The sequence below is a fragment of the Bradyrhizobium sp. SZCCHNPS1003 genome, from assembly GCF_032381555.1.
Lineage (GTDB): Bacteria > Pseudomonadota > Alphaproteobacteria > Rhizobiales > Xanthobacteraceae > Bradyrhizobium.
Window position 1 is genome coordinate 602,061 of record NZ_JAUHIU010000001.1, and the last position, 21,732, is coordinate 623,792.

At 66.4% G+C, this 21,732-nt stretch carries 21 protein-coding genes; 10 read left to right on the forward strand and 11 right to left on the reverse strand.

Going from position 1 to position 21,732, the window contains the following annotated elements:
* Nucleotides 1-38: 38 nt before the first annotated feature.
* A complete protein-coding gene (locus QX126_RS02770) occupies nt 39-308 on the reverse strand; it encodes a winged helix-turn-helix transcriptional regulator (protein ID WP_315716709.1) in 270 nt (89 codons plus the stop codon).
* Nucleotides 309-450: 142 nt separating this feature from the next.
* Between QX126_RS02770 and QX126_RS02775 the strand changes: the two genes are divergently transcribed.
* Entirely contained in the window at nt 451-993 is a 543-nt protein-coding gene (locus QX126_RS02775; RefSeq protein ID WP_315736465.1) for a carboxymuconolactone decarboxylase family protein, read from the forward strand.
* 51 nt (nt 994-1,044) lie between these two features.
* On the opposite strand, the gene QX126_RS02780 is transcribed toward QX126_RS02775, so the two are convergent.
* Nucleotides 1,045-2,046, reverse strand: coding sequence for a KpsF/GutQ family sugar-phosphate isomerase (locus tag QX126_RS02780; protein ID WP_315736464.1), 1,002 nt, complete (start codon nt 2,044-2,046; stop codon nt 1,045-1,047).
* A gap of 170 nt (nt 2,047-2,216) precedes the next feature.
* Between QX126_RS02780 and QX126_RS02785 the strand changes: the two genes are divergently transcribed.
* Nucleotides 2,217-3,935, forward strand: a complete 1,719-nt coding sequence (locus QX126_RS02785; protein ID WP_409999064.1) for an outer membrane beta-barrel protein — start codon at nt 2,217-2,219, stop codon at nt 3,933-3,935.
* Nucleotides 3,936-4,094: 159 nt separating this feature from the next.
* Here the strand turns inward: QX126_RS02785 and QX126_RS02790 are convergent, their stop codons facing one another.
* From QX126_RS02790 to hemH, 3 genes are all read right to left on the reverse strand, one after another.
* Nucleotides 4,095-4,541, reverse strand: a complete 447-nt coding sequence (locus tag QX126_RS02790) for an NfeD family protein (RefSeq protein ID WP_315779171.1) — start codon at nt 4,539-4,541, stop codon at nt 4,095-4,097.
* Nucleotides 4,542-4,558: 17 nt separating this feature from the next.
* Nucleotides 4,559-5,563, reverse strand: a complete 1,005-nt coding sequence (locus QX126_RS02795) for an SPFH domain-containing protein (RefSeq protein ID WP_315716547.1) — start codon at nt 5,561-5,563, stop codon at nt 4,559-4,561.
* 204 nt (nt 5,564-5,767) lie between these two features.
* Entirely contained in the window at nt 5,768-6,820 is a 1,053-nt protein-coding gene (hemH, locus tag QX126_RS02800) for a ferrochelatase (protein WP_315772396.1), read from the reverse strand.
* Between the two features lie 95 nt (nt 6,821-6,915).
* Here hemH and QX126_RS02805 point away from each other — a divergent pair, with 95 nt between their 5' ends.
* Nucleotides 6,916-7,323: an MAPEG family protein gene (locus QX126_RS02805; protein ID WP_315772395.1), complete on the forward strand. Its 408-nt coding sequence runs from the start codon at nt 6,916-6,918 to the stop codon at nt 7,321-7,323.
* Nucleotides 7,324-7,536: 213 nt separating this feature from the next.
* Nucleotides 7,537-9,630, forward strand: a complete 2,094-nt coding sequence (gene shc, locus QX126_RS02810; RefSeq protein ID WP_315779173.1) for a squalene--hopene cyclase — start codon at nt 7,537-7,539, stop codon at nt 9,628-9,630.
* Here the strand turns inward: shc and QX126_RS02815 are convergent.
* Both QX126_RS02815 and QX126_RS02820 read right to left on the reverse strand, forming a co-directional pair.
* Nucleotides 9,599-9,973, reverse strand: a complete 375-nt coding sequence (locus QX126_RS02815) for an MBL fold metallo-hydrolase (RefSeq protein ID WP_315779175.1) — start codon at nt 9,971-9,973, stop codon at nt 9,599-9,601. The two genes, shc and QX126_RS02815, sit on opposite strands and share 32 nt — an antisense overlap.
* Nucleotides 9,970-11,043, reverse strand: a complete 1,074-nt coding sequence (locus QX126_RS02820; RefSeq protein ID WP_315779176.1) for an NAD-dependent epimerase/dehydratase family protein — start codon at nt 11,041-11,043, stop codon at nt 9,970-9,972. The genes QX126_RS02815 and QX126_RS02820 overlap by 4 nt, the downstream gene beginning before the upstream one ends.
* Nucleotides 11,044-11,181: 138 nt before the next feature.
* On the opposite strand from QX126_RS02820, the gene QX126_RS02825 reads away from it, so the two are divergent.
* Nucleotides 11,182-11,802 (forward strand): TetR/AcrR family transcriptional regulator, encoded by a 621-nt coding sequence (locus tag QX126_RS02825; RefSeq protein WP_315779177.1) that lies wholly within the window; start codon nt 11,182-11,184, stop codon nt 11,800-11,802.
* Nucleotides 11,803-12,101: 299 nt separating this feature from the next.
* On the opposite strand, the gene QX126_RS02830 is transcribed toward QX126_RS02825, so the two are convergent.
* From QX126_RS02830 to QX126_RS02840, 3 genes are read right to left on the reverse strand one after another with little or no spacing between them, the layout of a single operon-like run.
* Entirely contained in the window at nt 12,102-13,280 is a 1,179-nt protein-coding gene (locus QX126_RS02830) for a nickel/cobalt transporter (protein ID WP_315779179.1), read from the reverse strand.
* Entirely contained in the window at nt 13,277-13,912 is a 636-nt protein-coding gene (locus QX126_RS02835) for a DUF1007 family protein (RefSeq protein ID WP_315779180.1), read from the reverse strand. The genes QX126_RS02830 and QX126_RS02835 overlap by 4 nt, the downstream gene beginning before the upstream one ends.
* Nucleotides 13,913-13,922: 10 nt before the next feature.
* On the reverse strand, nt 13,923-16,004 hold the full coding sequence (locus QX126_RS02840; RefSeq protein WP_315779182.1) for a M3 family metallopeptidase: 2,082 nt from the start codon (nt 16,002-16,004) through the stop codon (nt 13,923-13,925).
* 132 nt (nt 16,005-16,136) lie between these two features.
* Here QX126_RS02840 and QX126_RS02845 point away from each other — a divergent pair, with 132 nt between their 5' ends.
* The 5 genes from QX126_RS02845 to QX126_RS02865 all read left to right on the forward strand — a co-directional run bounded on the left by QX126_RS02845 (nt 16,137) and on the right by QX126_RS02865 (nt 21,120).
* Nucleotides 16,137-16,397: a hypothetical protein gene (locus QX126_RS02845; protein ID WP_315716541.1), complete on the forward strand. Its 261-nt coding sequence runs from the start codon at nt 16,137-16,139 to the stop codon at nt 16,395-16,397.
* Nucleotides 16,398-17,070: 673 nt separating this feature from the next.
* Nucleotides 17,071-18,213: a type III PLP-dependent enzyme gene (locus tag QX126_RS02850; RefSeq protein ID WP_315779184.1), complete on the forward strand. Its 1,143-nt coding sequence runs from the start codon at nt 17,071-17,073 to the stop codon at nt 18,211-18,213.
* 179 nt (nt 18,214-18,392) lie between these two features.
* Nucleotides 18,393-18,986 (forward strand): N-acetyltransferase, encoded by a 594-nt coding sequence (locus QX126_RS02855; RefSeq protein ID WP_315779186.1) that lies wholly within the window; start codon nt 18,393-18,395, stop codon nt 18,984-18,986.
* A 245-nt stretch (nt 18,987-19,231) separates the two neighbouring features.
* Entirely contained in the window at nt 19,232-19,621 is a 390-nt protein-coding gene (locus QX126_RS02860; RefSeq protein ID WP_315772379.1) for a RidA family protein, read from the forward strand.
* Between the two features lie 74 nt (nt 19,622-19,695).
* Complete coding sequence (locus QX126_RS02865; RefSeq protein WP_315779188.1) at nt 19,696-21,120, forward strand: homospermidine synthase; 1,425 nt, start codon at nt 19,696-19,698, stop codon at nt 21,118-21,120.
* 191 nt (nt 21,121-21,311) lie between these two features.
* Here the strand turns inward: QX126_RS02865 and QX126_RS02870 are convergent, their stop codons facing one another.
* Nucleotides 21,312-21,632 carry a hypothetical protein gene (locus tag QX126_RS02870; RefSeq protein ID WP_315779189.1) on the reverse strand — a complete coding sequence of 107 codons (321 nt, stop codon included), beginning with the start codon at nt 21,630-21,632 and terminating at the stop codon, nt 21,312-21,314.
* Nucleotides 21,633-21,732: the final 100 nt, after the last annotated feature.

Below are 21,732 nucleotides of genomic sequence, written 5' to 3' on the forward strand. Positions count from 1 at the left end.
CCGGCCAGACCGGGACCGTGCACGTGCCCAAGCTCGGCTCATCCCGTCTGCCGGCTCCAGCGCTCGGCAAAACGATGCAGCGGCAGGAAGGTCTCCAACAGCTCGCGCCCCAATGGCGTCAGCTCGTAGCCGCTGTCGCCCAGCACGATGAAGCCCGCCTCGCGCAGCTCGTCCAGCCGCGCCTGCAACACGGTCGGCGAGGCCTCGTCACAGGCCGCGCGCAGCGCCCGGGAGGTCAGGGCGTCGTCGCGCAGCTCCCAGACGATGCGCAGGCACCAGCGCCGGCCCAACAGATCGAGCAGCGCCATGACCGGCCGGCCCGAGCGCGAGCCGCGCACCCGGCGCGGTTGAACGTCTTTCGGCACGAAAACTCTCCAACAGCTTGCCAAGCGCTACGGAAAGCGTAGCATACTGCTACAGTAAATGTAGCACCGCCCAGGAGGAACCGCCATGCCCCGGATCGCCCCGCTGCAGCCGCCCTACCCGGCCGACATCCAGGCGCAATTCGACCAGATCATGCGCGGGGCGCCGCCCTTGATGCTGTTCCGGGTGATGGCCGGCCATGCGCGCGCCTGGACCAAATTTCGCGGCGGCAGCCTGCTCGACCGCGGCCCGCTGTCCCTGCGTCAGCGCGAAATCGTCATCGATCGGACCTGCGCGCTGAATGCGTGCGAGTACGAATGGGGGGTGCACGTCCGCATCTTCGGCTCAGACGCCGGCCTGACGGCGCAGCAGATCGACGCCACCGTGAATGCACCGGCCGACGCGGCGTGCTGGTCGGCCCCCGAACAAGCCCTGATCGCTGCGGTCGATGCCTTGCACCAGCGGTCGACCTTGAGCGAGGACGAATTCACCCGCCTCCGCCTGCATCACGATGAGGATCAGGTGCTGGAAATCATCCTGCTGTGCGGCTTCTATCGCACCGTGTCGTATGTCGCGAACGCACTGCAGCTGCCACTGGAGGCCGATGCGGCACGATTCAACGCAGGCTGACCGGTCTTCCCAAGCGCGCCGGAGCCCGGCGCCCGCAAACGACGCTTCGAGCTAGGCCACCCCTGCCCGCAACAGATCATGCATGTGCAGGATGCCGACCGGCTTGGCGCCGTCGGTGACGATCAGCGTGGTGATCTTGGCGGAGTTCAGGATCTCCAGCGCCTCGGAGGCCAGCGCCTCGCGGCGGACGGTGCGCGGGTTCGCGGTCATGATCTCCTCGACCGATGCGGACAACAGATCGGCACGCATCTTCCGCCGGAGGTCGCCGTCGGTGATGATGCCGGCGACGTGGCCGCGAGCATCGACGATGACGACGCAGCCGAGTCCCTTGGCCGACATCTCGGCCAGCGCATCCGGCATGCCCGTGCCCAGCGGCTTCAGCGGCACCGCGTCGCCCGAGCGCATCAGGTCCGAGATGTGCTTGAGCATGGCGCCGAGCTTGCCGCCCGGATGGAAATTGGCGAATTCGAGCGCGGTGAAGCCGCGGCCTTCCAACAGCGCGATCGCGAGCGCATCGCCGATCGCCGCCTGCATCAGCGTCGAGGTGGTCGGCGCCAGATTGTGCGGACAGGCCTCGCGCGCCTTCGGCAGCTCCAGCACGATGCGCGCCGCCTGCCCCAGCGAGGATTGCGCATTGGAGGTAATCGCGATCAGCGGGATGGCGAAGCGCTTGGTGTAGTTGACCAGCGTCTTCATCTCCGGCTGCTCGCCGGACCACGACAGCGCGATGACGACGTCGTCGGAGGTGATCATGCCGAGATCGCCATGGCCGGCCTCGGCGGAATGGACGAAGAAGGCGGGCGTTCCAGTCGAGGCGAGGGTCGCGGCCATCTTGCGGGCGACGTGGCCTGACTTGCCGAGACCGGTGAGGATCGCCCGTCCCTTGGCCTGGCGGATCAGCTCGACGGCTGCGGCGAAGGCCGGCCCCAGAGGACCGCGCAGTGCAGCGGAGATCGCGGCAATGCCATTGCTGCCGGCGTCGAGCGTGCGCAGCGCCGACTGGATATCTGCGTTTGCGGGAGCGGCTTCGGGCAACGGCTTCGATCTCGGCATGCGGACTTCCAAGGCTGAACAGTCAGGCGCCGCTCTTTAGCATGGGTATGGCAGCAAGGCGCCATCAACAGCCCATTAACCATATTTGTTTTTACTCCCTTAACGAGGCGGTTTGCCGGCGGCGCGGGTGTCCCGACGACGCAATTGATTTTGTTGGAGTATTTTTCATCGTGGGATGGAGGCCTGACAGCGGCCGCGCAGGACGCGCGATAAGGCGCGCGATGTGGCGCGGCGCCTCCGCCGCATGCCTGCTGCTCGGCGCGCTCGGCCCCGATGCGGCCCACTCCCAGACCATCGACGCGTTCCGGCCGGTGCGCGACGGCTTCCTCGCCCCGCAGGACTCCCCGCTGCGGCGGACCGTGGTCAGCGGCCTGACCGATGCCGTACCGACGCCAGGGCTGCCCGCGACGCCTGCGCCGACCAGCTCCACCGCACGACGAAATCTGGTTCCCCTGCCCGGTGTGCCCGCGGCGAGCGGCGCTGCCGAATTCGGCTATGATTCGCTGAACCGCAATCGGAAGAAGCCGAAATACTATCCCGCCCAGGCGCGGCCCAAGCCGCCGCCGGGCCCCGGCACGCGACCTTCCGGCGAGCTGACCGGGCAGTTGCGTCCGACCTTGCCGCCGTCGGCCACAGCCAACAGGCAGCCGGTCCCGGCCGCCATGGCGGGCACCGTGCCCGGCCAGCCGCCGCGCAAGCGTCTCAAGATCGACGACGACCCGTTCGGCGCAGTCGGCGATTACGCCGGCCCGTTCCTGATCAAGGGCGCGGTGGAGCTCTCGGCCGGGTATGACAGCAACCCGGCCCGCCTCGCCAGGCCGCGCGGCATGCCGGCTTGGATGATCGCGCCGGAATTTTTGGCGGTGTCGAACTGGGAGCGTCACGCCCTCGTCGCCGACCTGCGGGGCTCCTTCACCGGCTATGGCAGCACCCTGCCGGCTATCATGGATGGCGGCATCAATTCGGCGCCGACCACGCTCGACCGCCCCGACTTCACCGGCCATGTCGACGGCCGCCTCGACGTCAGCCGCGACACCTCGGTCGGCGCCCAGCTGCGGCTGCGTGCCGCGACCGACAATCCCGGCAGTCCCAGCGTGCAGGCCGGATTGGCGCGCTATCCGGTCTACACCACGCTCGGCACCACCATCGGCATCGACCAGCGCTTCAACCGGCTGCAGATTTCGGCGGGCGCCACCGCCGACCGCACCAGCTATCAGCAGAGCAAGCTGACCGACGGCACGATGACGTCGAACGACGACCGCAACTACAACCAGTTCGGCGGCATCGGCCGGGTGTCCTACGAGGTCATGCCCGGCCTGAAGCCGTTCGCCGAAATCCAGGGCGACAGCCGCGTGCACGACCAGCGGGTCGACCGTTCGGGCTATCAGCGCGACTCCTCGGGCGGCTACGCCAAGGCCGGCACCTCGTTCGAGTTCACCCGGCTTGTGACCGGCGAGGTCTCGATGGGCTATGCCACGCGCAGCTATGTCGACCCGCGGCTGAACCGGTTGCAGGGCTTCCTCACCACGGCCTCGCTGGTGTGGTCGGCGACGCCGCTGACCACCGCGCGCTTTCTCTCCGACACGCAGCTCGCAGAGACCACGGTGGCCGGCGCCTCCGGCGTGCTGGTGCGCACCTACACAGTTCAGGTCGACCACGACTTCCGGCGTTGGCTGACCGGCATCGGCAAGTTCAGCTTCGGCACGCTCGACTATCAGGGCTACGGCCGCAGCGACCGCACCTATTCGGCGGAGGGCAACCTCGTCTACAAGATCTCGCGGAACGTCTGGGTCAAGGGCACGCTGCGCTACGACAAGCTCGACTCCAACATCACGGGTGCTGGGTCGTCCGGCACGGTGGTGATGCTGGGCGTAAGGCTGCAGAATTGAGCAGGAATCGTAGGGTGGGCAAAGGCGCGCAGGCTCCGCTCTCTCCGCATATTCCCTATGAGTTGGCGCGACGTGCCCACCGTCTCGCGCGCGATGCAGATGGTAGGCACGGCACGACACGGCTATCGCCGCGTCGTTCCTTTGCCCACCCTACGGCACCTACGCCGCGGCCACCGTGAGCTGGGCGCCGTCGGCCTGCACGATGCGGACGCGGCTGCCGGCCGGCGTATCCGGGCCGGCGACGCGCCACACCGTGTCGTCGATGCGGACGGTGCCATTGCCGCCGACGATCGGCTTCTCCAAGGTGAACTCGCGGCCGACCAGGGCCGCCGAGCGGCGGTTGAGGAACGGATTGTCCCGCGACGGCGCCGCACTCGCCCGCGCGAAGCGCCGCCACAGCGGCACGGCGGCAATCGAAAACAGCGCGAACAGCAGGATCTGCAGTTGCCATCCCGGCGCGAACGCAAACGACAGCAGCCCGACCAGCAGGGCGGCGAGGCCGAGCCAGAACAGGAAGATGCCCGGCGCGAGCAGCTCCAGCGCCATCAGGATGATGCCGAAGATCAGCCAGTTCCAGGTGCCGAGCGTCACGAACATGTCGCTCATCAGTGTCCTCCCCTGCGTCAAGCCTGCGGCGGCGTCGGCGGTTTCGGCGCCGTCCCCGCTGACGGCACCGAGCCGCCGCGGCGCGCGGCTGCCACGGCCGAAGCCGCGCTCTCGCCGAACGTCGCCTTGGCGATCTCACCGATGCCGGCGAGCGAGGCCAGCATGCCCGTTGCCTCCAGCGGCAGCATGATCACCTTCTGGTTCGGCGAGTCGGCGAGCTGGCCGAACGCCTTGATGTATTTGTCGGCGATGAAGTAGTTGAGCGCGGCGACGTCGCCCTTGGAGATCGCGTCCGACACCATCTGCGTCGCCTTGGCCTCGGCCTCCGCGGCGCGCTCGCGCGCCTGGGCATCGAGGAAGGCCGACTCGCGGCGGCCCTCGGCCTGCAGGATCTGGCTCTGCTTGGCGCCCTCCGCGCGCAGGATCTCCGACTGCCGCTGGCCCTCGGCCTGCAGGATGTCGGCGCGCTTGACGCGCTCGGCCTTCATCTGCCGGCCCATCGCCTCGACCAGGTCGGCCGGCGGCACGATGTCCTTGATCTCGATGCGGTTGACCTTGAGGCCCCACGGCGACACCGCGGCGTCGACGACGCGCAGCAGCCGCTCGTTGATCTCGTCGCGATGCGACAGCACCTGGTCGAGATCCATCGCGCCCATCACCGAGCGGATGTTGGTCATGGTCAGCGTGACGATCGCCTGGTTGAGGTTCGACACCTCGTAGCTCGCCTTGGCGGCGTCGAACACCTGGTAGAAGGCGACGCCGTCGACCGTCACGGTGGCGTTGTCCTTGGTGATGACCTCCTGCTCGGGGATGTCGATCACCTGCTCCATCATGTTGATCTTGCGCCCGATGCGATCGAAGAAGGGCACGATGATGTTGAGGCCCGGCGACAAGGTGCGGGTGTATTTGCCGAACCGCTCGACGGTCCAGTCGAACCCCTGTGGCACGGTCTTCACGCCGGAATACAGCGTGAAGATGACCAGCAGCACCAGCGCTATGGCGAAAATGTCGAAACCGCTCATGGATCCTCCAAGGGAGGAGACGATCGTCCCCTCACCAGCCTCTGCAGCCATCACAATCTAGGGATTACTGCATGATTTTGTCGGGGATCCGCTAGGGGCGGTTCAGGAAAGTATTTTCGAGGCGCGGACGGTTGTCCGACTTGCGCCGGCGGGCGGCTCAACCTAGCGGGCCGGCAATACCGCCGACGGCTCAGAGCCAGCCTTTTACAACCAGCCCTGCAGCTCGCGCAGCACGAGCTGCCGCAGCACCTCCATGCCGGGCGCGCTGTCGTTCAGGCACGGCACGGCGGAGAATTCCTCGCCGCCATTGTGCTTGAAGATCTCGCAATTCTCGCCGGAGATCTCCTCCAGCGTCTCCAGGCAGTCGGCGGAGAAGCCCGGCATCACCACGGCGATGCGCTTGACTCCGTCCTTGGCGAGCTTCTCGATGGTCTTGTCGGTATAAGGCTGCAGCCACTCCGAGAAGCCGAAGCGCGACTGGAAGGTCAGCAGCAGCTTGGTGTCGTCCATGCCGAGCCGGCTGCGCAGCAGCTCGGTGGTGGCGACGCACTGCTCGCGATAGGGATCGCCCTTGTCGACATATTCCTTGGGCATGCCGTGGAACGAGGCCACGATCAGCTCGGGCTTGTACGCCAGCGTCTTCAGATGATCCTCGATCGAGACCGCCAGCGCCTCGATGTAGAAGTCGTCGTTGTAATAAGGCGGCGTCACCCGCAGCGTCGGCTGCGCGCGCAGCTCAGTCAGCACGCGGAACGCCTCGTCGCACACGGTCGCCGAGGTCGCGGCTGAATATTGCGGATAGAGCGGCACCACCAGGATGCGGTCGCAGCCCTTGGCCATGAGACCATCGACGCCAGCCTTGATCGACGGATTGCCGTAGCGCATTGCCCAGTCGACGATGACGTGGCTGCGATCGGCGATGCTGGCGGCGAGCTTCTCGCTCTGCGCGCGCGTGATCGTCTTCAGCGGCGATTCGTTCTTCTCGGTGTTCCAGATCGATTGGTAGTCTTTCGCCTTCTTGCGCGGCCGGACATTGAGGATGATCCCGTTGAGGATGATCTTCCACAACAGGCCCTGGTCCTCGATGACGCGGCGGTCGGACAGGAACTCCTTCAGATACACCCGCACGCCGGCGGCGTCCGCCGTATCCGGCGTCCCGAGATTGACCAGCAGCACGCCGACACGTGACGTGCTCGCGGCCGGCAACGGCCTGACGTCGACAGGCCTGGCATTGTCCAGAGAGATGGCGGCGGTCATGATGCCCGTGACTGCTGAAGGGCGTGGCTTGGCGGCTTGTTTCGACATTGTCAAGATAAGGGCCATTTCACCGATGTCATCGGGCTGGAGGAGCCATGACGATTGCCGAATTGTGCATTTTCGCCAGCGTGATGCTCTACCTCTTAACGATCCTGCCGGCGAAATGGATCAGCGTCGACGGTGCCGGGCGCTACGACAACGCCCGGCCGCGAGATCCCGCCTTCTATGCCGGCGGCATCCGCGAGCGGGCGCTGGGCGCCCATCAGAACGGCATCGAGGCGTTCCCGTTCTTTGCCGCGGCGGTGCTGCTGGCCGAGTTCCGCGGCGCGCCGCAGAACCTGATCAACGAGCTGTCGGTGCTGTTCGTGATCGTGCGCACCGCCTATGTGCTGACTTACGTCGGCAACCGGCCGTCGCTGCGCTCGATCCTGTGGACGATCGGGTTTCTGATCACCGTCGCGATCTTCTTCCTGCCCCTGCTGCGCCAATACCTGCCGGTTTGAGTGGGCCAGTTTCCGGACGTGAGACGCGTCACATCTCCGTGTCCGCCGGGATGCTAACCACAACGGCCATGGGGGCTCCGTCTGTACGCCTTTCGTTTCTCCTTTGATCCGGTCCGCTGCGGCCAGTTGATTGGATTTGACGGCGAAATTCCCTATAGGGCGGAGTGAATTCGACTGCCGCAGCGGCACTGTGAGGCCGCCAGAGGGATCGTGATGACTTTGACCAGCTCGGCCCCCGCGCGCGCGCCGCGCGACCCGGGAAATTACCAGACCGCCCTGCAATCGACGGTGCGGGCGGCAGCGGACTGGCTGATCGCCAACCAGAAGCCCGACGGTCATTGGGTCGGCCGCGCCGAATCCAACGCCTGCATGGAGGCGCAATGGTGCCTGGCGCTGTGGTTCATGGGGCTCGAGGAGCATCCGCTGCGCAAGCGCCTGGGCCAGTCGCTGCTCGACAGCCAGCGCCCGGACGGCGCCTGGCAGGTCTATTTCGGCGCCCCCAATGGTGACATCAACGCGACCGTCGAGGCCTATGCCGCGCTGCGCTCGCTCGGCTTCCGCGACGACGAGCCGCCGGTGCGCCGCGCCCGCGAATGGATCGAGGCCAAGGGGGGCTTGCGCAACATTCGCGTGTTCACGCGCTATTGGCTGGCGCTGATCGGCGAATGGCCGTGGGAGAAGACCCCCAACATCCCGCCCGAGGTGATCTGGTTTCCGCTCTGGTTTCCGTTCTCGATCTACAACTTCGCGCAATGGGCGCGCGCCACCCTGATGCCGATCGCGGTGCTGTCGGCGCGGCGGCCGAGCCGGCCGCTGCCGCCCGAGAACCGGCTGGACGCGCTGTTTCCGCATGGGCGCAGCGCGTTCGACTACGAGCTGCCGGTGAAGGCCAATGCCGGCGGCTGGGACAAGTTCTTCCGCGGCGCCGACAAGGTGCTGCATGCCCTGCAGAACCTCGGCAACAAGCTCAATCTCGGCCTGTTCCGGCCCGCGGCCACCAGCCGCGTACTCGAATGGATGATCCGCCACCAGGATTTCGACGGCGCCTGGGGCGGCATCCAGCCGCCCTGGATCTACGGCCTGATGGCGCTCTACGCCGAGGGCTATCCGCTCAATCACCCCGTTCTCGCCAAGGGCCTCGATGCCCTGAACGATCCCGGCTGGCGAGTCGATGCCGGCGACGCCACCTACATCCAGGCCACCAACAGCCCGGTGTGGGACACGATCCTGACCCTGCTCGCCTTCGACGATGCCGGCGTGCTCGGCGATTACCCCGAGGCCGTCGACAAGGCGGTCGACTGGGTGCTCGACCGCCAGGTCCGCATGCCCGGCGACTGGTCGATGAAGCTGCCGCACGTCAAGCCGGGCGGCTGGGCGTTCGAATACGCCAACAACTATTATCCCGACACGGACGACACCGCCGTGGCGCTGATCGCGTTGGCGCCGCTGCGCCGTGATCCGAAGTGGCAGGCCAAGGGCATCGACGAGGCGATTCAGCTCGGCGTCGACTGGCTGATCGGCATGCAGAGCGAGGGGGGCGGCTGGGGCGCGTTCGACAAGGACAACAACCAGAAGATCCTGACCAAGATTCCGTTCTGCGACTATGGCGAGGCGCTCGATCCGCCGTCGGTCGACGTCACCGCCCACATCGTCGAGGCGTTCGGCAAGCTTGGCATCTCGCGCAATCATCCGGCCATGGTGCGCGCGCTCGACTACATCCGACGGGAGCAGGAGCCGAGCGGCCCGTGGTTCGGCCGCTGGGGCGTCAACTACGTCTACGGCACCGGCGCGGTGCTGCCGGCGCTGGCCGCGATCGGCGAGGACATGACGCAACCCTATATCGGCCGCGCTTGCGACTGGCTCGTCGCGCATCAGCAGGCCGATGGCGGCTGGGGCGAGAGTTGCGCCTCCTACATGGACATCAGCGCGGTCGGCCGCGGCACCACCACGGCGTCACAGACGGCGTGGGCGCTGATGGCCCTGCTCGCCGTCAACCGCCCTGAGGACAAGGAGGCGATCGAGCGCGGCTGCATGTGGCTGGTCGAGCGCCAGTCGGCCGGCACCTGGGACGAGCCGGAATTCACCGGCACCGGCTTCCCCGGCTACGGCGTCGGCCAGACCATCAAGCTGACCGATCCCACTTTGCAGGAGCGGCTGATGCAGGGCCCTGAGCTGTCCCGCGCCTTCATGCTCCGCTACGGCATGTACCGCCACTACTTCCCGCTGATGGCGCTGGGCCGCGCGCTGCGGCCACAGGGGCATGGCCACATTGCAGCTACGCCTTCGCCGCCGTCCCGGCCTCGTTGACGATGGAGCCTGGCATGAGCGTTACGAACGATCGTGCCAGCCCGGCGCGTCGAAGTGCTGAAGCCAATTCTCTGGGAGATTCATCGTAACCTTCGTCGGTCAGACGAAACGTACCCCAGTGATGACCAACCGCTTGCCGCGCGCCGCACAGCCGGAACGCTTCGACCGCCTCGGCCGGGTTCATGTGTTGGTCTTTCATGAACCAGCGCGGCGCGTGGGCGCCGACGGGCAGCAATGCCAACCGCAACTGCGGATGCGCCCGGGCCACCTCTCTGAAGGTGCTTCCGTCACCGAAGCCCGTGTCGCCTGCGAAGTAGATACCCCCACCCGGCGCCTCAATCATACAGAGACGACGCTCGCGCGATGTTCGCCCCGATGGGCGGACGAACTGGCGAGCTTGGCCTCAGGCTGCCGCATCGCGGCCAACCCTTCGTCCATGGCGATCCGGGGCGCATAGCCCAGCTCGGTCTGAGCCTTGCGGGTGCTGATAGTGAACGGCTTGCCGATAAGGCGTAACATCTGGCGCGTGATCGGCGGCTCGCCCTTGAGGCGCAGGACACGCCACGCTGCACCCATGAGGCCGGCCATGGTCCAGGCTATTCCGAAACGAACGGACTTGTCCGCAGCGATTATCCCGCGAGTGGCAAGCAGAGACGAGATGAAGCTTTTCAAGGTGCTCTGCTCGGCATCGGCGATGAAATACGCTTCACCCCCCCGGCCCCGATCTGCGGCGAGAATCAGCGCGTCGCACAGATTATCGACATGGCAGCTCGACATGGCCTGCGTGCCTCCAGCGACCCACTGCCACCGGCCTGCGTTCACGGTCTCTACCATGTGATCGAGAGTTGGCATTTTGCCTCCCCAGATAAATGGCGGCCGCAGCGCGATGGTCTCCAGGCCGGGACGCATGCCGTTAGCTGCCAGCAACACGCGCTCGCCTTCGGCCTTCGAAGATCCGTAGGGCGAGAAGGCACGGACCTGCAGCGGCAGGCTCTCGTCGACATTCAACATCGGTTCGGGATCGCCCATGACCACGGCCGCAGCGCTCACCGCAACCAGGCGGCGCACGCTGGCCGTCGCTGCGGCCGCGTTCACGACGGCGCGCGTGCCCTCGACGTTGATCCGGTCGAAAATCTCCTGGTTGCCCCAAAGCTTGAAGTGCGCGGCGACATGAAACACGACCTCGCATCCTGTCATCGCCTTTCGCAACGCTTGTTCGTCGTTGAGTTCGCCGCGTACGGGCGTTGCTCCGAGTGTCTTGACTTGCGCCTCGCTCTCCGCGCTTCGGGCCAGCGCCCGCACCTGCCACCCCCCCACGAGGAGATGCGTAATCAGGCGGCCGCCAACAAAGCCGGAGCCACCAGTCACGAGAGCGACGCGGTGCTGGTCGGATGGCGTGGCGGGAGCAGTCATGGCGAACCTCCTTGAGCTGGATGACCCAACCTTGTGGCCGCCTCGTTCAAAAGTCAACGAACATATTTCATAATCTGTTCGTTTGCATGCGCCGGAGAGTTCTAGTATCCTCTCTGAACGATGAAATCGAAGACATCCATGCCCGCAACCCCTTCTCCTACCGAGGAAACTTCGTTTCGGGCGCAGATCCTCGACACCGCGCGCGCCCAAGTGCGCCGCCATGGTGAGGCCAAGACCAACGTCGTCGACATCGCCCGCGCTCTCGGCACTTCGCACACGACGATCTATCGCCACTTCCGCTCCAAGGCTGACATTTTCGATGCCCTGGTTGTCGAGGCGATGCGTGATGAGGAGGAGATGGCAAGCCGCTTTGTCGAGGCGGAAGGACCTTTCGCGGAGCGTCTGGAGGGCATGGTGCTCGCGCTGCATGCCCGCAAGCGGGAGCGGTTCACTGCGGATGCCGAGGTTTACGGCCTATACCGCCGAATTGTGGAAGAGCGGCCGGAGATCATCGCCGCTTACTCACGAGCAATGACTGCTCTTATCGCCCGCATTCTGGCTGATGCAAAGAAGCGCGGCGAGATTCGAGTTGATGATATCGAGGCTGCCGCGGGCGTTGTGCGCGACGCAATCACCGTGTTCGTCCATCCCGCTCATGTGGCAGCCGCCGTCGCGGCCAATCTGCCAAGCGAAAAAATGGCCCGCAACGTCGTGCGCACGCTTTGCGCCGGCTTCCGCGCCGGAGCCGAATTGACCTGAAGCAGACCTTCGCGCGGGGCGTGTGTCAAACAGGCGCTGGCTTCTATGGCCTTTGACAATGCCGAGGTGGGCCTCATCTGCCCTGGGGACTACCTCCAATCGCCTATCAAACCCCGCGGCGGAAGGTATGGGTCCCGAGTCGGCGCCACGACCGCGCTATCGCGCGCTCGTGGCTTGCCCGGGACGACACAATTGTTGCTGCGCGATCGCGGCCAACCTTCACCGCTGTCATGCCTCGCGCAAGCGGGGCATCCAGCACGCAGTGACCAACGCGAGGCCAGGAACGGAGCCCGCGCCGCTCAGAAGCAGGTCGTGCGTTCCGCCGCGATGTAGCCCAGCAACAAGCCCGCGCCGAAGAGCAGCACCAGACCGGCGGCGCCGAATTCCAGGCCGCGCATGATCAGGGCGCCGCCGCCCTCGCGGCCGGCGCTGAGCCGGCGGGCGACGTCCTTGGCGGCGACGGCGAGCACCGCGATGGTCGCGACGGTCACCGCCGTGCCCATGCCCATCACGAAGGTCGCGGCGACGCCGGCCCAGAACATGCCCTGGGCCAAGGCGAACACCAGAACAAGGATCGCGCCCGAGCACGGGCGGATGCCGGCGGCGAAGATCGCCTGAAAGCCGCGCTGCCAGCCGCCGGGACCGGCGAGCTCGCTCGGCGCGGGCCCGTGGGAATGGCCGCAACCGCAATCATCGCCGTGAACGTGATCGTGGTGGACGTGATCGTGAGCGGCGTGACCATGCGCCGCCGCAGCATGGGCGTGCGCATGATCGTGGTGATGATGATCGTGGCCGTGGTGGTCGTGACCATGGTGATCATGGTCATGATGATGCGCACGATGCTGATGATCATGCGCGTCGCCCTGAGCGGGCGGGACCGCGGCGGCCGCTGGCGCTCCGGCCAGCGCCAGTGCCGGCGCCGCCGGCTGCCAGGTGCGCAGGAACGCCGCGCCCTTGACCCAGACCAGGCGCGCGCCGAGCAGCGCGATCAGGCCGTAGCTCGCGATCTCCACCACCTTTTCGGCGCTGCACATCGTGGCCGCGGTGGCATTGAGCACCACCGCACCGATGCCGACGATGACGACCGCGACCAGCGCCTGCATCAGGCCCGAGGCGAACGACAGCACGATGCCGCGCTTGGCCGTCTCCTGGTTGGCGACGAGATAGGACGCGATGACCGCCTTGCCGTGACCGGGGCCCGCAGCATGAAAGATGCCGTAGGCAAACGAGATCGCCAGCAGCCACCACACCGCCGAGCCGTCTTCCTTGGCCGAGCGGATCGCCCCCGACATCTGGCGGTAGAACTCCGACTGCTTGGCGAGCAGCCAGCCGACGATGCCGCCGACCTGTGGCTCGGCCGGTGCGCCGAACGGCGGCTTGGCGAGCAGCGCATGCGAGGCGGCGTCGGCGGCGACGAGTGCTGCGAGGATCGCAACGCAGGTCAGGAGCGGTCGAGCGGAGCTGGGGCGAGGCGTCATGGACATTCCACTGAGATCTTGTTGGCGAAGTTCATTCCGAAATTGGCGTTCGCCCCGCCGCTCAGGAATGTCTGTTCGTTCATGGTCTGCGCGACGGATCCGCCGTCGCTCGGTCTCACCAGGCCGAACTTGCAGCCCGAGGGAGCGCTGACCAGCGTGACGGGATCCTTCTCCGCCATCTGGAAATCGATGAAATAGCTGGGATCGTAGACCTCGACCTGGAGCTGCTTCGTCTTCACCGGCGCCTTCAGCGGCAGGGTGAAGTGCAGGGTCAGCTTGGTGTCCTTGTATTCGAGGTAATAGTCGACGGGGTCCTCGAGCTTCTGCTTGCGCCCGTCGGCCTTGAGGAAGGTGAAGTAGGCATATTCCTTCAGCGACTCGGCGTTGGTCTGCGCCAGCGGCGCCAGCTCCTCGCGGGTGTAGACGCCCTTCTGCTTGGTCTCGAGGCCCTGCAGCGCGTAGGTCGCGAACATGTCGTCGAAGGTCCAGGCGTGGCGCACGCCGGTCACCGAGCCATCGGCCGCATAGAGCAGCTCGCTGCTCGCGGTGACCCAGACATGCGGGTGGGCGCTCGCCGCGCTCGCGCCGAATACGAGCGTCAGCGCAGCGAAGACGAACCGGACCAGTGCCATCCTCTTCACCTCAAGCCGCCTTGGCAACGTCGAGCAGACCGCGCCGGCGCAGCAGCGCGTCGGGCTCGGGCTCGCGGCCGCGGAAGGCGATGTAGGCCGCTTCCGGATCGAGCGAGCCGCCCGAGGCGTAGACATTGTCGTGGAGCCGCTTGGCGACCGCCGGATCGAAGATGTTGCCGGCTTCCTCGAAGGCGCCGAAGGCATCCGCATCCATCACCTCCGACCACATGTAGCTGTAATAGCCCGCCGCATAATGGTCTCCCGAGAAGATATGGCCGAATTGAGTCGGCCGGTGGCGCAGCGCGATTTCGGGCGGCATGCCGATCTTCTCCATCTCGGCCCGCTCGAACGCACGCACGTCCTTCGACGCCGCCGCCGGCTGGGTGTGGAATTCGAGATCGATCAGCGCCGAGGACACGAACTCGACGGTGGCAAAGCCCTGGTTGAAGCGGCGCGCGGCCAGGAAGCGCTCGAGCAGGTCCTGCGGCAGCGGCTCGCCCGTCTGGTAGTGGCGCGCGAAGGTCTGCAGCACCTCGGGACGCTCCTGCCAGTGCTCGTAGAGCTGCGACGGCAGCTCGACGAAATCGGTGAAAACCGCAGTGCCAGATAGCGAGGGATAGGTCACGTTGGACAGGATGCCGTGCAGGCCGTGGCCGAACTCGTGGAACAAGGTGCGAGCGTCGTCCGGCGACAGCAGCGACGGCTGGCCGTCGGCGCCTTTCGCAAAATTGCAGACGTTGATGATCAAGGGCGCGGTGTCGCCGTCGAGCTTCTGCTGGTCGCGCAGCGAGGTCATCCAGGCGCCGGAGCGCTTCGACGAGCGGGCAAAGTAGTCGCCATAGAACAGCGCCTTGTGGCGGCCTCCCGCGTCCTTGATCTCCCAGACCCGGACGTCCGGATGCCAGACCGGGATGTCCTTGCGCTCGGCGAAGGTGATGCCGAACAGCCGCGTGGCGCAGTCGAAGGCGGCTGCGATCATGTTGTCGAGCGAAAGATACGGCTTGATCGCCGCGTCGTCGAAGTTGGCCTTCGCCTGGCGCAGCTTCTCGGCGTAATAGCGCCAGTCCCAGGCCGCGAGCTTGAAGTTGCCGCCCTCCGCCGTGATCATCTCCTGCAGTTGATCGCGGTCGGCCAGCGCCTTGGCGCGCGCCGGCTTCCAGACGCGCTCCAGCAGCCCGCGCACGGCCTCCGGCGTCTTCGCCATGGAATCCTCGAGGCGATAGGCGGCGAAGTTCGGAAAGCCCATGATCTTGGCGGCCTGCTCGCGCAAGGACAGGATCTCGCCGATGACGGCGTTGTTGTCGTTGGCGTTGCCATTGTCGCCGCGCGCGGTGAAGGCCTTGAACACCTTCTCGCGCAGGTCGCGGCGGGCAGAGCTCTGCAGGAACGGCTCGACCGAGGAGCGCGACAGGGTCACGATCGTCTTGCCGGGCATGCCGCGCTCTTCCGCCGCAGCCTTGGCAGCAGCCACGAAGCTCTCGGACAGTCCGGCGCGGTCGTCCTCGCCGAGCTCGAGGTACCAGTCCTGCTCGTCGCCGAGCACGTGGTGGCTGAAGGTGGTGCCGAGCTGGGCGAGCTTCTCGTTGATCTCGGCCATCCGTACCTTGTCATCGTCCGAGAGGCCGGCGCCGGCACGGCGGAAGCGGGTGTAGGTGCGCTCCAGGAGCCGCTGCTCCTCACCAGTGAGCTTGAGGTCCTTGCGGTTGTCGTAGAGCAGCGCGATGCGGCCAAACAGCACGGCATTCATCATGATCGGGTTCCAGTGCCGCGCCATCCGCAGCGACACGTCCTTGTCGATCTCCAGAATCGCCGGGTTCGAATGCGCCGACACCAGATCGTAGAAGACAGCCGCGACCTTCGACAGCAGCTTTCCCGAGCGCTCCAGCGCCGTGATGGTGTTGGCGAAGTCCGGCTCGGCCGGGTCATGGGTAATGGCGGTGATTTCGGCGGCGTGGTCGGCGAAGGCGCGCTCGAAGGCCGGCAGGAAGTGCTCGGGCCTGATCGCGTCGAACGGCGGTGTCTGGTGCGGGGTCTCCCAGGCCACGAGCAGCGGATTGGTCTGGGCGTCGATCACAGCGGTGGTGTCTGACATCGGCTGGGGTCCGTCCTCTCCCGGAAGTTCGATGCGCCCCTCATACCACGGAGCCGGCCCTTTTTGGGTCATTTCCCCTTGAAGGGCCGGGCCTTTTCGGAGAGATTGCGGCCCGCAACAGGACCCTGGACCATGAACGCAGAGACCACCTCCAAAGCCGGCCGCCAGATCGCCTGGCCGACCGTGATCACCGTCATCTCGGCGGCGATCCTGATCGGTGCCGAAGTGTTCGGTGCGGCCTTCGCCGGCGGCTGGGCGCTCGCGATTCTGTTCGGGCTCGGCGATGGCGGCGCGCACATCGTTCAGGCCGTGCTGTTCGCGATCGGCGTGTTCGTGATGATCGGCTTCATCCGTGGCGCGCAGCGCATCGAGCCGTTCACCAGGCGCGCGTGAGTCACGCGAAAACACTGTCCTGCAAGGGTGAACGCGTTACGAAACTTTAAGCTCGCTTAACGTTCGTTCAGACATCTGCGCAGCATGTGTGTCGCGTAAGCACAGATTAGGGAAATCTTTCCCGGCGCCCAAAAATTCCTTGCGAACGAAATTCAAAACGCTTATTTCCGCTTCTGCCCAATTTCGCACGTGCCTGTGGTCGTGTGTCAGTCGGTAGGTATCCGGACAAGAGGCCGGACAGCCGCCAAGGGATGAGGAACCGAGGGGCCCTCGGATCGTTGCGATCAAGATCACCATGATCGAGATCGTCATGCTCCAGAGCCCAGCATCTCTCTCAAGAGATGCCGCTGAAGGTCACCCCATCTCTTGCAACCGTGACTGGCAGCCGGAGGCGAACCGGCGCACCCCGCTCTCAACGGGGGACGCGACTTAAAGCAACGACGGATCGGGCTTTTTTGGTCTCTACCGGCAGTCCAAAGCCGGCGCGGGCTACTGAAAAGGCTTGTCCTTCATTGCCAGGTGTGCGGGCGGGAAATTCCCAACCAATCCACGGCAGCACAATTCGGCTACGGGTTCGAGGTTTTGTCGCCTTTCCATCGGGCGGCAACGCCAAGGCACCCGTGTCGGGATCATTTTGAACGGGTCTCGTCGCTGGGACCGTTTGGAGGGTGCTATGACCGAACGTATCCGGGAATTCCTGCGCAACCGCCGCGAGGAAGGTCTGGACCACGAGCCCTGTCTCGTCGTCGACCTCGAGATCGTGCGCGACAACTACATGAGCTTCGCTAGGGCGCTGCCGGACAGCCGCGTGTTCTACGCGGTCAAGGCCAATCCGGCGCCGGAAGTGCTGTCGCTGCTCGCCTCGCTGGGCTCGTCGTTCGACACGGCGACGGTCGCCGAGATCGAGATGGCGCTGGCCGCCGGTGCGACGCCGGACCGCATCTCCTATGGCAACACGATCAAGAAGGAGCGGGACATCGCGCGCGCCTATGCGCTCGGCATCCGCCTGTTCGCGGTCGACTGCGCCGCCGAGGTCGAGAAGATCGCGCGCGCCGCGCCGGGCGCCAAGGTGTTCTGCCGCATCCTGTACGATTGCGCCGGCGCCGAGTGGCCGCTGTCGCGCAAGTTCGGCTGTGATCCGGAGATGGCGGTCGACGTGCTGGACCTGGCCAAGCGGCTCGGCCTGGAGCCGTGCGGCATCTCGTTCCATGTCGGCTCGCAGCAGCGCAAGGTGAAGGCGTGGGACCGCGCGCTGGCGATGGCCTCGACGGTGTTCCGCGACTGCGCCGAGCGCGGCATCAACCTGACCATGGTGAACATGGGCGGGGGCTTCCCGACCAAGTACCTGAAGGACGTGCCGCCGGTCGTGCAGTACGGCCGCTCGATCTTCCGTGCGCTGCGCAAGCATTTCGGCAACCAGATCCCGGAGACGATCATCGAGCCGGGCCGCGGCATGGTCGGCAATGCCGGGATCATCGAGTCAGAAGTGGTGCTGATCTCGAAGAAGAGCGACGAGGACGAGCTGCGCTGGGTCTATCTCGACATCGGCAAGTTCGGCGGTCTCGCCGAGACGATGGACGAGTCGATCCGCTACGCCATCCGCACCCCGCATGAGGGCGCGGAGATGACCCCGTGCGTGCTCGCCGGCCCGACCTGCGATTCGGCCGACGTGATGTACGAGAAGCTGCCGTATCCGCTGCCGGTGACGCTCTCGATCGGCGACAAGGTGCTGATCGAGGGGACCGGAGCCTATACGTCGACCTACGCGTCGGTGGCCTTCAACGGCATCCCCCCGCTGAAGACCTATCACATCTGACCTGGCTTGCTTCGCCACCCGCTTGCGGGTGAGACGACGCGAAGCTTCGGGTGGGGCTGCCCCCACCCCGACCCTCCCCCGCAAGCGGGGGAGGGAGCGATAGACCGTCACCTTCAACCTGACATCACGTGTTTGCGCGCGGGCGGTGGCTCGCGGCGCAGGCCGGGGACTGACGTGCCATGACCGCTTTTCGCTCCGTTACCACTGCGCCCCATCGGACTGCCGCTTCGTTCGCGATCCGCAGCGAACGAGCCTCCGACGTCGCGGCGCGCGAGACGCTGCTCGATGCCTGCTTTGGCGAGAATCGCCATGAGCGCACCTGCCAGCGCCTGCGCGACGGACGCGCGCCCGCCGCGGGCCTCGCCTTGTCGGCAGTGCGCGGCGGCGCCCTGGTGGGAACGCTGCGGTTGTGGCACGTCAGCGCCGGCGGACGCGACGCGCTGATGCTGGGACCGCTGGCGGTCGCGCGTGAGGCGCGCAGCCTCGGCGTCGGCGCTGCGCTGATGAACGCCGCGCTGATGATCGCGGCGTCGCGCGGCCATGGCGCCGTGATCCTGCTCGGCGACGCGCCCTATTACGCCCGCTTCGGCTTCTCGGTCGCGCAGACCGCTGAGCTGGAGCTGCCCGGCCCGTTCGCGCACGAGCGCCTGCTCGGGCTCGAGCTGGTCGAGGGTGCGCTCGATGGCGCCGCAGGCCCGATCCGCGCCACCGGCGCCCGGGAGCGGAAGGCTCGCCGCAGCCGCAAGGAGCGGCTGGTATCTTGCGCGGCGTAAATGCCCGCGACGGGCACGCACCGCGGCGGCGGACATTGCTGCCGACGCTCCTGCTGATCCTGCTCGGGATCATGATCGTCCGCGACATCGTGGTGCGGCGCTGGAGCAGCACGCCGCCCGCCGGACCTGACGTCACCCGCCTGCGTTAGGCATGCGGGCAGGCCGCGTCCTGCCCGCCCCGCCAGGGGTTGCGCAGGTGCAGCAAAAGCTCTTTAACCCCCGAAAATCCCACCACGAGGTCCGCCATGTCCCGCCGTCTGATCTCTACCGGATCACCGTTCGAGAAGAGCTTCGGCTACAGCCGCGCCGTCGTCGACGGCGACTTCGCCTTCGTCGCCGGCACCACCGGCTACGACTACACCACCATGACGATGCCGGCCGATGTCACGAGCCAGTCACGCAACTGCTTCAAGACCATCGCCGCCGCCCTGCAGGAGGGCGGCTTCGAGATGGCCGATATCGTCCGCGCGACCTACTACCTCACCGACGTCAACGACGCCGATGCCCATTTCGCGGTCTGCGGCGACGTGCTCGGCGACATCCGTCCGGCAGCCACGATGGTGGTCGTCGCAGGCCTGCTCAAGCCCGAGATGAAGGTCGAGATCGAGGTCACGGCCAAGCGGCGCAGCACCTAAAAGCGGCGCAGCGTCTGAAGGCGGCGCGCCGCCTGAATCCATCCATCCCACGCACCTTTCGCGGAGAACCATTCATGAGCTCGCAGATCCACGCGAAGATCACCGGCCCCATCGTGATGATCGGCTTCGGCTCGATCGGCAAGGGCACCCTGCCTTTGATCGAACGCCATTTCGACTACGACAAGAGCCGCTTCGTCATCATCGATCCGCATGACGACGGCGCGCTCGCAAAGAAGCACGGCGTCCGCTTCATCCAGCAGGGCGTGACCCGCGACAACTACAGCGATCTGCTGGTGCCGCTGCTCACCGAAGGCGGCGGCCAGGGCTTCTGCGTCAACCTGTCGGTCGACACCTCCTCGGTCGACCTCATGACGATGTGCCGGGAGATCGGTGCGCTCTACATCGACACCGTCGTCGAGCCGTGGGCCGGCTTCTATTTCGACAAGCAGATGGGCGTCGAGCAGCGCTCCAACTACGCGCTGCGCGAGACGCTGCTGGCCGCCCGCCGCAAGAGCCCGGGCGGCACCACCGCCGTCTCCACCTGCGGCGCCAATCCCGGCATGGTCTCCTGGTTCGTCAAGCAGGCGCTGCTCGACATCGCCAAGGACACCAAGACCGAGATCGTCGAGCCGAAGAGCCGCGAGGGCTGGGCGCAGCTGATGCACAAGCTCGGCGTCAAGGGCGTCCACATCGCCGAGCGCGACACGCAGCGCTCCAGGAATCCGAAGCCGATGGACGTGTTCGTCAACACCTGGTCCGTCGAGGGCTTCGTCTCCGAGGGCATGCAGCCGGCCGAGCTCGGCTGGGGCACGCATGAGACATGGATGCCGGAGAACGGCCGCGGCCACACCGAGGGCTGCGGCGCTGCGATCTATCTGCTGCAGCCGGGCGCCAACACCCGCGTCCGCTCGTGGTGCCCGACGCCGGGCGCGCAATACGGCTTCCTGGTGACCCACAACGAGTCGATCTCGATCGCCGACTACTACACCGTGCGCGACGGTGACAAGGTCGTCTATCGCCCGACCTGCCACTACGCCTATCACCCGGCGAATGACGCCGTGCTGTCGCTGCACGAGATCTTCGGCGCCACCGGCAAGATGCAGGGGAAGTGGCACATCCTCGACGAGAACGAGATCGTCGACGGCATCGACGAGCTCGGCGTGCTGCTCTACGGCCACGGCAAGAACGCCTATTGGTACGGCTCGCAGCTCTCGATCGAGGAGACCCGCCGCATCGCGCCGTACCAGAACGCGACCGGCATGCAGGTCTCGTCCGCCGTGCTCGCCGGCATGGTGTGGGCGCTGGAAAACCCGACCGCCGGCATCGTCGAGGCCGACGAGATGGACTTCCGCCGCTGCCTCGAAATCCAGTCGCCCTATCTCGGCCCGGTGAAGGGCTACTACACCGACTGGACGCCGCTGAACGATCGCCCGGGCCTGTTCCCGGAGGACATCGACACGTCCGATCCGTGGCAGTTCCGGAACATCCTGGTGCGGTAAACCTCCACTGTCGTCCCGGGCAAGCCACGACGGCAACGCCGTCGTGGCGCCGACCCGGGACCCATGCTCCCCGGCGGGTATGAGACGGAAGATGGAGCTAACAGCCTGCCTCGAACGACGTCCTGGGGTTATGGGTCCCGGCGTTCGCCGGGACGACAGCGGAATTTGCGGCCGCGTTTGGGCCTCTCCAGCTACTTCCGCTCCATCGGCGGCGCGATCTTCTCGGCCGGGGCCGGCGGCAGCGCCGGCTTGGCGCCTTCCTTTTGAGCTTCCACGTCAGGGCGCGCGGGCTCTGGCGCCGGCGTCGTCGGGCGCGTGCCGCCGGGCTTGGACTCGGCCGGGGTCGCTGACGGTTCAGGCGAGGCCGAGGGCGTCGCCTGGGCAACCTGGTCGAGGTGATTGGCCTTGATCTCGGTCAGCGAGATCAGGGCAATGAGGGCGCCGAGGCCGAGCAGGCCGGCTGCAAGCAGCCGGTCTCTGCGCAACGTCCGTTTGCTGTTGATCGCGGCCATGGCTGTCATCCGCACCAAGGTTGAGATGCGGAACAACGATCGGCAGGCGGGCCGGTTCCGGGCCGCAGCTGCGCCCCCATGTCCGGGGATCAGATGGCCC

Bases quoted from the DNA above. Each gene is read 5' to 3' on its own strand.
- QX126_RS02770 (WP_315716709.1), bottom strand. From the start codon at position 308: ATGGCGCTGCTCGATCTGTTGGGCCGGCGCTGGTGCCTGCGCATCGTC.
- QX126_RS02775 (WP_315736465.1), top strand. From the start codon at position 451: ATGCCCCGGATCGCCCCGCTGCAGCCGCCCTACCCGGCCGACATCCAG.
- QX126_RS02780 (WP_315736464.1), bottom strand. From the start codon at position 2,046: ATGCCGAGATCGAAGCCGTTGCCCGAAGCCGCTCCCGCAAACGCAGAT.
- QX126_RS02790 (WP_315779171.1), bottom strand. From the start codon at position 4,541: ATGAGCGACATGTTCGTGACGCTCGGCACCTGGAACTGGCTGATCTTC.
- QX126_RS02795 (WP_315716547.1), bottom strand. From the start codon at position 5,563: ATGAGCGGTTTCGACATTTTCGCCATAGCGCTGGTGCTGCTGGTCATC.
- hemH (WP_315772396.1), bottom strand. From the start codon at position 6,820: ATGACCGCCGCCATCTCTCTGGACAATGCCAGGCCTGTCGACGTCAGG.
- QX126_RS02805 (WP_315772395.1), top strand. From the start codon at position 6,916: ATGACGATTGCCGAATTGTGCATTTTCGCCAGCGTGATGCTCTACCTC.
- shc (WP_315779173.1), top strand. From the start codon at position 7,537: ATGACTTTGACCAGCTCGGCCCCCGCGCGCGCGCCGCGCGACCCGGGA.
- QX126_RS02815 (WP_315779175.1), bottom strand. From the start codon at position 9,973: ATGATTGAGGCGCCGGGTGGGGGTATCTACTTCGCAGGCGACACGGGC.
- QX126_RS02820 (WP_315779176.1), bottom strand. From the start codon at position 11,043: ATGACTGCTCCCGCCACGCCATCCGACCAGCACCGCGTCGCTCTCGTG.
- QX126_RS02825 (WP_315779177.1), top strand. From the start codon at position 11,182: ATGCCCGCAACCCCTTCTCCTACCGAGGAAACTTCGTTTCGGGCGCAG.
- QX126_RS02830 (WP_315779179.1), bottom strand. From the start codon at position 13,280: ATGACGCCTCGCCCCAGCTCCGCTCGACCGCTCCTGACCTGCGTTGCG.
- QX126_RS02835 (WP_315779180.1), bottom strand. From the start codon at position 13,912: ATGGCACTGGTCCGGTTCGTCTTCGCTGCGCTGACGCTCGTATTCGGC.
- QX126_RS02840 (WP_315779182.1), bottom strand. From the start codon at position 16,004: ATGTCAGACACCACCGCTGTGATCGACGCCCAGACCAATCCGCTGCTC.
- QX126_RS02845 (WP_315716541.1), top strand. From the start codon at position 16,137: ATGAACGCAGAGACCACCTCCAAAGCCGGCCGCCAGATCGCCTGGCCG.
- QX126_RS02850 (WP_315779184.1), top strand. From the start codon at position 17,071: ATGACCGAACGTATCCGGGAATTCCTGCGCAACCGCCGCGAGGAAGGT.
- QX126_RS02855 (WP_315779186.1), top strand. From the start codon at position 18,393: ATGACCGCTTTTCGCTCCGTTACCACTGCGCCCCATCGGACTGCCGCT.
- QX126_RS02860 (WP_315772379.1), top strand. From the start codon at position 19,232: ATGTCCCGCCGTCTGATCTCTACCGGATCACCGTTCGAGAAGAGCTTC.
- QX126_RS02865 (WP_315779188.1), top strand. From the start codon at position 19,696: ATGAGCTCGCAGATCCACGCGAAGATCACCGGCCCCATCGTGATGATC.
- QX126_RS02870 (WP_315779189.1), bottom strand. From the start codon at position 21,632: ATGGCCGCGATCAACAGCAAACGGACGTTGCGCAGAGACCGGCTGCTT.